Source organism: Exiguobacterium undae DSM 14481 (assembly GCF_000620805.1).
GTDB classification, from domain to species: Bacteria; Bacillota; Bacilli; order Exiguobacteriales; family Exiguobacteriaceae; genus Exiguobacterium_A; species Exiguobacterium_A undae.
Genome location: NZ_JHZV01000008.1, coordinates 99,083 through 105,427, shown reverse-complemented (window position 1 = coordinate 105,427; position 6,345 = coordinate 99,083). Strand labels below are relative to the sequence as shown.

Here is a 6,345-nt window from a genome sequence, read left to right as displayed (position 1 = left end):
CAAGGCGGTGGGTTTAGAGCACGTTCCCCCACGAACTCTGATATCCGGTACCGGATATCTGTCTAGGGTTTTTCGATGACCCTCAACGAATAGGTGACCTGTGGGCGAGTTTTAGGAGAATCCCGCCAAACCATTTCTGCGTATATCCCGCTCATCCGGTCACAGATGAGGGACACGCCGGTATGTGATTGGAGTGACTGTCCTTAGCGATATGCTGCTACGGTCATCAATTCCTCTTGTCATTGATTAATGTTATTTCATAAGCAAATACCTATACATAGATGGCTTACTAATGAACTAGTATTTTACGTGAGACGTGAATCAATTCATCAGTCGGATGCTTTCGTTTCGCGATAACTTGATTCTCACCGACAACGGTCCGAATTCGGTAATAGAGTTGCGAGATTTCTTGTGTCTCCTGACTATCGCGCTCGATGGCAATCCTGCCATGGAGCTGATACGTCTTGCCGTCAAATGTGCGGACGGAATCCGCAAGCGGGAGTTCCGCTAGATCAAAGCGTTCTTGCTTGAGGTTCGACCAGTTCCGTTTCTTCTCCGTCCGGAAGTCGAATTCATCCCAAGGAATGGATCCCAACGTCTGATCACAGGCTGTCGCAAGAATCTGGACATCTAGGATAGAAGGAAGTGAACGATTCCGCTCATATGCGCTGATCGCTGCCTGCGAAATCTCGCCATATGTCTTTTCTGCTAACTCTACCTGACTCCAACCATGTTCTAAACGTTCACGTCGTAACCACTCTCCGAATCGGTACATACATATGCTCCTTTCCTTCGAGAACCACTGTGTGACAATGTTTTCCTGTTGATAGTTAGAATATAGCAGATTGTTCTGTTAATTCAATTCTTATTTTAATATGTCAAATACTTTACAATTGTCGATTGATGTCGAAACAACTAATGACAAGGGAGCAAGAACTAATAAATTTGAAAATTGCTGAATGTGTAGCAGAATTGTAAAAAACAAATCCAAAAATCCATATCGAATTTAAAAAGACAAATGGGGTAAATAAATTATAAAGATAGAAATATTTACTACTTTACTTTTATTCACGTAAATCTTTTTTTGAATTTCCTTCTCTTTATGAGTAAAAATATACATGCTTAAGTAAATAAACAGATATCTGAGGACTTAAGAACTATTTAGTTAATTTTGAATATTATGTAAAATTAAGTTATGAATTTCTTGATAATTCAAATAACTTATTTAGGAGCAAATCCATGCGAAAAACTGTACTTGCACTATCAGTAGTAGCAGCTACACTTATTCTTCCTTCAAATGTCGATGCTCATTTCTTAGGACATTCCTCTGTAGATGGGAAAGAAATCAGATGGGGCACCGCAAAAGGTACAACTGGATGGACTACAGCGCGAAATCACTCAATTAGTGTATGGAATACGATGGGGACTATTAAAATCGCAGGAGACACTACTTCAACTGTTGAAGATTTATCTTTTAAAGATGTTGATCGGAGCGATGTGACTTGGAGTGGCAGTCATTCCCCTCAAACTGGAGCAGACGTCATCTCCTACAATGATTATTATTTTTATGACTTCACGAGTTCTCAAAGAAAGCACACAGCACTTCATGAAATGGGACATGCTCTTGGATTAGATCATCACGGACTTGCTGGAAACGTGTTGAGATCTGGCTTTTACAGTTATGAAGTTTTAGGTTCGCACGATAAGTCAGATTATCGAACTCTTTGGGGCTATTAATCCAATATAAGGAGCGTTAACTATGAAAAAATTCTTAATAGGTTCAGTAGCAGCAGTTATTGGCCTGACTGTTTATGGATTTGATCATTACCAATCAGAAAAGAAGCCCGTTAAAATTGTTGATGCATATTTAAATGAAGTGGCTGATTTTTCTGATGATCGAATCTTAGTTGGTGCTGCTCAAAATGTGTTTGTAGGAGAAGTTATCAAAGAAGTTGGGAGTAAACGACTTGATGGAACACCAGAAACACAGTATTCAGTAAAAGTGCATAAAAATTTAAAGGGAAAGTTAAAAGGAGAAGTCATTGTTAATCAATTTGGAGGATATGATAAGGATTCGGAAGGAAATAGCGTTTTGATTTTATATAATGAAGATGAAATGTTAAAAGAAGGTCGTCAATACATGTTTGCTACACGTTATTTAGAATCTGAGGACTGGCATACTGCAATTACTAACCAAGGTACGGTAGAACTTAAAAACGCTGAAGAAGAAAACACTTCAGTTGGAGAGATCATGAGTGCTTTAAAATCACCAATTGTTCCGGAAGCCATGAAAAATAAAGAAAAGTACAATAATCGGAATAATGACGATAAATCAAAATTAGATAAGGAATGATTAAAAAAAGTCCCTCAGATTATAGACAAACCCTCATTTCAATTACGAAATGAGGGTTTGTTGTATGTATCCGTCATTAAAACGTTCAAGGTGCTTTTATTAAACTGCCCAAACTCAAGGGCTCAGTTTATATTAAGAATATCTTTCATGTTTTTTAGAACAGATTCATCATATGTTATACAGACACAAAAGTCGAAAATGATTGATGTATTGAACCGCACAAGCCTGCATTCCTTTTTTGCATTACACAAGTGTCCGCACTATTCCGATCAATCAGTTTTATAAGATACGTTCATTCGATTTAATATATTTTGAAGTAGAATCAAACTTAGGATCTATACATACATTTAAAGTAATCGATAGTACCCGTCATCTTTTTTTTTATTTTTTCAAGTATTTGGTATGATGAATAAAAAAACAGAGGTGTCTTATTTGGAAGTAAATAAAAATTTTAACACTCCTTCGAACGTTACCATCATCGTCTTCGGTATAATAATCATCCTTTCGACAGCTTCGTTACTGTATGTGTTCCCTGATAAATTTGAAATCATCTTCGGTATCGGAACGGTGTTGTTTGTTTCGCTTGGTATTTTCGTTAACTTGAAATCACTCGCGACAGCTCAATCAGCACGAGAGGATTCAAAAAGCTCCGCTGCCTCGGCAAAAGATTCTGTCAGGGTGGCGGAAAATGCTTTGGAGATTGCGAAAAGTGAAGCTGATGCAAATGCCATGCGATATCGTATTGAAAAAGGATCGTTCTTAGCTTTGAAGAAGAAAGAATTCCTTGTTCCGCTATTCGCTCCTCATTCATATAAAGCGAGGTTTCACACAACAGAAAGTTTGGACGCGTTACACAATCCGGGTGCGATGCTCTTAGAGAATAAAGGAATGGGGACAGCAACGAATGTCAGTTATAGCTTCCATCTTTTAAATGCGGACGACTATCGAAATTTAAAATTCGAATCAGATAATGTTGCGGATGATAGTGCGATAAACGAAAGCTTTTATCATTCCTACCACAGAGGATTTCCTAAGTACACTCTATACTCCAAGTTGTACACGGACCGCAAAAATGAACGTACTGGATTACTATTGACGTGTACAGAGGATCAGGGCAATTTTTCAGAACAGACTAGTCCGAGAAACAAAAAAGCTTTTCAAAGGTATATTGAGTCACCTGAAGCAATCCAAATCGGATATTTGGATAACAAAGAAGGGAAATGGATTCATCTACCATTATCATTTCGTGTTTTGAGTCATCAATACTTTTTAGAACAAAGAATCTTGAAAGAAGAATTTCAAAAAACCGCGAGTCCTCAATTGCTACTACGGGTCTATTACACGGAAGAAATCTCGGAACATATGAATCAGTTTGAAGAGTCGAGACGTGTGAAAGAATTTTTGATTACTTCTTCGAATAATATAAAAGTCGTACCCGAACCTGCCGACACTACACACGATCGGACCGGGAAAATGCTTTTGTGCCAATATGTAATTAAAGCATTAGGAAACGAACCGCTTTCAAGCTATGAATCAGAACAAACGGAGGTGTTGACAGATGGAAGCACTGGACCGACTGAAGGATGACTTGGCGAACAGCGCTGATTGGAACGTGACGATCACAGTCAGCAAGAAAGACCTGGAGAAGCTGGTCGCCGCCTATGAAGCATTAAAACAGGAACTAAACGAAAAAAAGAAATAAGATGAAACGTCTTCCAAGCCGGAGGACGTTTTGTTTAGTGATGGATGACGGCTTGATAGTGTCGGTAGGTCTCGTCCTTACAATGCAATATATAAATCTTGTCGTTCTAGTTACGACTGACGAACAACGAGGCGTAGAAATCGCCACGTCTGAGGTCTGAGCGTCTTGAAGAGGGTACCACCCGTAAACAGACTGCTGAACGTGCCACTGTCGGTGAACACGATATCGTCTTTGAGTGCAGATAACTGTTCCACCTAGAAATGTTGGCTGTCGCGGAATCCGAGCAGTTGATGACTAACAAGTCACAAAGTCACAGTTAAATCAGGCATAAAAAAAGAAGGGACGTATTGTCCCTGAAATCGCTGTGTGGATTCGGATGCAGATCATCAAACCCAAACGATTTCATTTGATATTCAATTCCTTCTTGCTCCAGCTCCAGCATAAGTCGAAATAGGTACCGATGACCTTCCCTTCGACGCAGATGAATCCTCGCTTGAGCAACGACAGCAATAGGTAGTTTCTTTCATGCCGCATCCCGACGAGACCTCTTTCTTCTAACTCGGTGTACCGAATGATTGGTGCTTTGACTGATTGTCTTCTCACTGATATCCCTCCTAACAGCTAGATATTCTTCATTGATTCCCGATATCCCGCTGTCTACACATCAAAAAGACGCGAAAGTCATTCTCCGGCGCCCGTAGCTTCTTATTGGTCTCGATCATCGACGAAATGCGGCAGGCTGAACTCATAGTCCTCGCCCCCACCAAACTGTGTTTGGAAGACGCGGAGGTTGTATTCTGTCACGACTTCACCATTTTCGTGATTGCTGTGATATTCTTACTCGTCAAGCGGGCAAATCCATACGTGAGTACCGTCTTCATGCCGTCTTCTACTGTCTGCGAGATGTGGACGTCGCTTCCACCGCTCACGAGATTCTTGATTTCCGTCAGAGTGATCGGGCGTGATGTCTTCTTTTGTTGACGTATCTTGTGCTGTGTCGTCATTGCCATCCGCTCCATTCCAAAGATGATCACCGCTTTCCTTGGTGTCTCCTTCATTATAAGGCGAGCGGAAGTCGATTTTTCAGCGGGTTACTTTGATCAAAAAAAGCACGACCGCAGTCGCACTCAATATTCACCGACTCTCCCTTCGTACCAGAGTTGGCCGTAGAGTGGTTCGTCGGTGTAGCGGGCATTGAATTTGTATTTCTTTTCTTCGATGATCCAGTAGAAGTGCGGGAAACATTTCTTCTTCCATATCCATGACCATTTGCCGATCTGATGAATCTTGGCTTTGCCGCGGGAGCGGATCTTTGACTTGAGTGCCTCGATTAAACAATTGATGTGCTTCGTGTTGTTCATGATGATTCCTCCTTTTTGTGTGTGGTTCACCTTATTAATCACAGTTATCAGGACGAATCATCGAGCACTCGTTTTGGCTTTTTGCGCGGGTGGGTTGACGACGAGGGGTGGAGTGTTTATCCTTACTTATCCTCTTTCTTTACATCCGCTCATTTTCCCATTTCGACGCCAGCGAAATGAACGAGACAATCTTGTAAATTGGAAATACACGTTAACTTTTTTACAGGTAAATGGACGAACCGACACAAAAAAATGACATCATGTTTTGGGAAAATTTCAGACTTCGAAAAATGGGTTGACACCGGCACACCAAGTGCTTTAGATGAAAAGGCGTCGGTGGTACCAACACTTTTTATTACGCGGTGGCCTCTGTGTTTCAGGTTCGTTCTCACCATCTTTACGGTTCGTTCTGAAACGCGAATCAGGTGAGACATAGACAAACGAGCAACGTTGTACACTTACCGTACTCGTTAAAACCGCGGATTCATTTGTTATGATCGAAATTCGTCGATCCCGTTCCAACCACGCACCCATTTACTGTGATCATCTTTCGTTCGAACGGTTCGCGGTCACAGTTTTCATATATGCTCTAAATATCTCTTGTGAAGATGCTGCCGATTCAGCTGGTCGGTGGCGGATTCTTCCACGTCGTGACACCATTTGAGTTCCAATCATATCGTTATATCTCTCGAAAAGGTAATGAAAAGCGAATCTAAGGTAAAGTATCCATACGAATCATTGGCGAGTCTCATTGCCACTATTTTTCCGTCATTTTGTATCGTTGAATTGTTTGCTGGTGACGGCGGCGTTTCGTTACATTTATGGCGTTACGTTTATGAAGTTTTTCGTTTGCGGATGTCCTTTTTTCTCTCGTAATTGCAAGTACGGGTGTAGAGGGGATTCATCGCTGGTGATAAGTTTGGTCGAAC

The 6,345-nt window shown here is 40.9% G+C and carries 8 protein-coding genes; 4 read left to right on the top strand and 4 right to left on the bottom strand.

Annotation, left to right across the window (positions count from 1 at the left end; all coding sequences use genetic code 11):
* Positions 1-289: 289 nt before the first annotated feature.
* Positions 290-775: a helix-turn-helix domain-containing protein gene (locus P397_RS17690; RefSeq protein ID WP_081776937.1), complete on the bottom strand. Its 486-nt coding sequence runs from the start codon at positions 773-775 to the stop codon at positions 290-292.
* A gap of 464 nt (positions 776-1,239) precedes the next feature.
* Here P397_RS17690 and P397_RS17830 point away from each other — a divergent pair, with 464 nt between their 5' ends.
* The 4 genes from P397_RS17830 (at position 1,240) to P397_RS17890 (ending at position 4,055) form a co-directional block, all read left to right on the top strand.
* The gene (locus P397_RS17830) at positions 1,240-1,737 is read left to right on the top strand and encodes a zinc metalloprotease (RefSeq protein ID WP_152539579.1); all 498 of its coding nucleotides are present in this window, start codon (positions 1,240-1,242) and stop codon (positions 1,735-1,737) included.
* Positions 1,738-1,759: 22 nt separating this feature from the next.
* Positions 1,760-2,353 (top strand): hypothetical protein, encoded by a 594-nt coding sequence (locus tag P397_RS17520; protein ID WP_051523846.1) that lies wholly within the window; start codon positions 1,760-1,762, stop codon positions 2,351-2,353.
* A 405-nt stretch (positions 2,354-2,758) separates the two neighbouring features.
* A complete protein-coding gene (locus P397_RS0100565) occupies positions 2,759-3,940 on the top strand; it encodes a hypothetical protein (RefSeq protein ID WP_028105299.1) in 1,182 nt (393 codons plus the stop codon).
* The gene (locus tag P397_RS17890; RefSeq protein WP_156508421.1) at positions 3,912-4,055 is read left to right on the top strand and encodes a hypothetical protein; all 144 of its coding nucleotides are present in this window, start codon (positions 3,912-3,914) and stop codon (positions 4,053-4,055) included. The genes P397_RS0100565 and P397_RS17890 overlap by 29 nt, the downstream gene beginning before the upstream one ends.
* A 402-nt stretch (positions 4,056-4,457) precedes the next feature.
* Here P397_RS17890 and P397_RS0100550 read toward each other — a convergent pair whose 3' ends face one another.
* The 3 genes from P397_RS0100550 to P397_RS0100540 all read right to left on the bottom strand — a co-directional run bounded on the left by P397_RS0100550 (position 4,458) and on the right by P397_RS0100540 (position 5,416).
* A complete protein-coding gene (locus P397_RS0100550; RefSeq protein ID WP_028105298.1) occupies positions 4,458-4,658 on the bottom strand; it encodes a hypothetical protein in 201 nt (66 codons plus the stop codon).
* Between the two features lie 197 nt (positions 4,659-4,855).
* Entirely contained in the window at positions 4,856-5,059 is a 204-nt protein-coding gene (locus tag P397_RS0100545; protein WP_235183937.1) for a hypothetical protein, read from the bottom strand.
* A 123-nt stretch (positions 5,060-5,182) separates the two neighbouring features.
* Positions 5,183-5,416 (bottom strand): hypothetical protein, encoded by a 234-nt coding sequence (locus tag P397_RS0100540; RefSeq protein WP_028105296.1) that lies wholly within the window; start codon positions 5,414-5,416, stop codon positions 5,183-5,185.
* Positions 5,417-6,345: the final 929 nt, after the last annotated feature.

What these genes read in the sequence shown, in the direction of transcription:
- P397_RS17690 (WP_081776937.1), bottom strand. Translation starts at nt 775, where the DNA reads ATGTACCGATTCGGAGAGTGGTTACGACGTGAACGTTTAGAACATGGT.
- P397_RS17830 (WP_152539579.1), top strand. Translation starts at nt 1,240, where the DNA reads ATGCGAAAAACTGTACTTGCACTATCAGTAGTAGCAGCTACACTTATT.
- P397_RS17520 (WP_051523846.1), top strand. Translation starts at nt 1,760, where the DNA reads ATGAAAAAATTCTTAATAGGTTCAGTAGCAGCAGTTATTGGCCTGACT.
- P397_RS0100565 (WP_028105299.1), top strand. Translation starts at nt 2,759, where the DNA reads ATGAATAAAAAAACAGAGGTGTCTTATTTGGAAGTAAATAAAAATTTT.
- P397_RS17890 (WP_156508421.1), top strand. Translation starts at nt 3,912, where the DNA reads ATGGAAGCACTGGACCGACTGAAGGATGACTTGGCGAACAGCGCTGAT.
- P397_RS0100545 (WP_235183937.1), bottom strand. Translation starts at nt 5,059, where the DNA reads ATGACGACACAGCACAAGATACGTCAACAAAAGAAGACATCACGCCCG.
- P397_RS0100540 (WP_028105296.1), bottom strand. Translation starts at nt 5,416, where the DNA reads ATGAACAACACGAAGCACATCAATTGTTTAATCGAGGCACTCAAGTCA.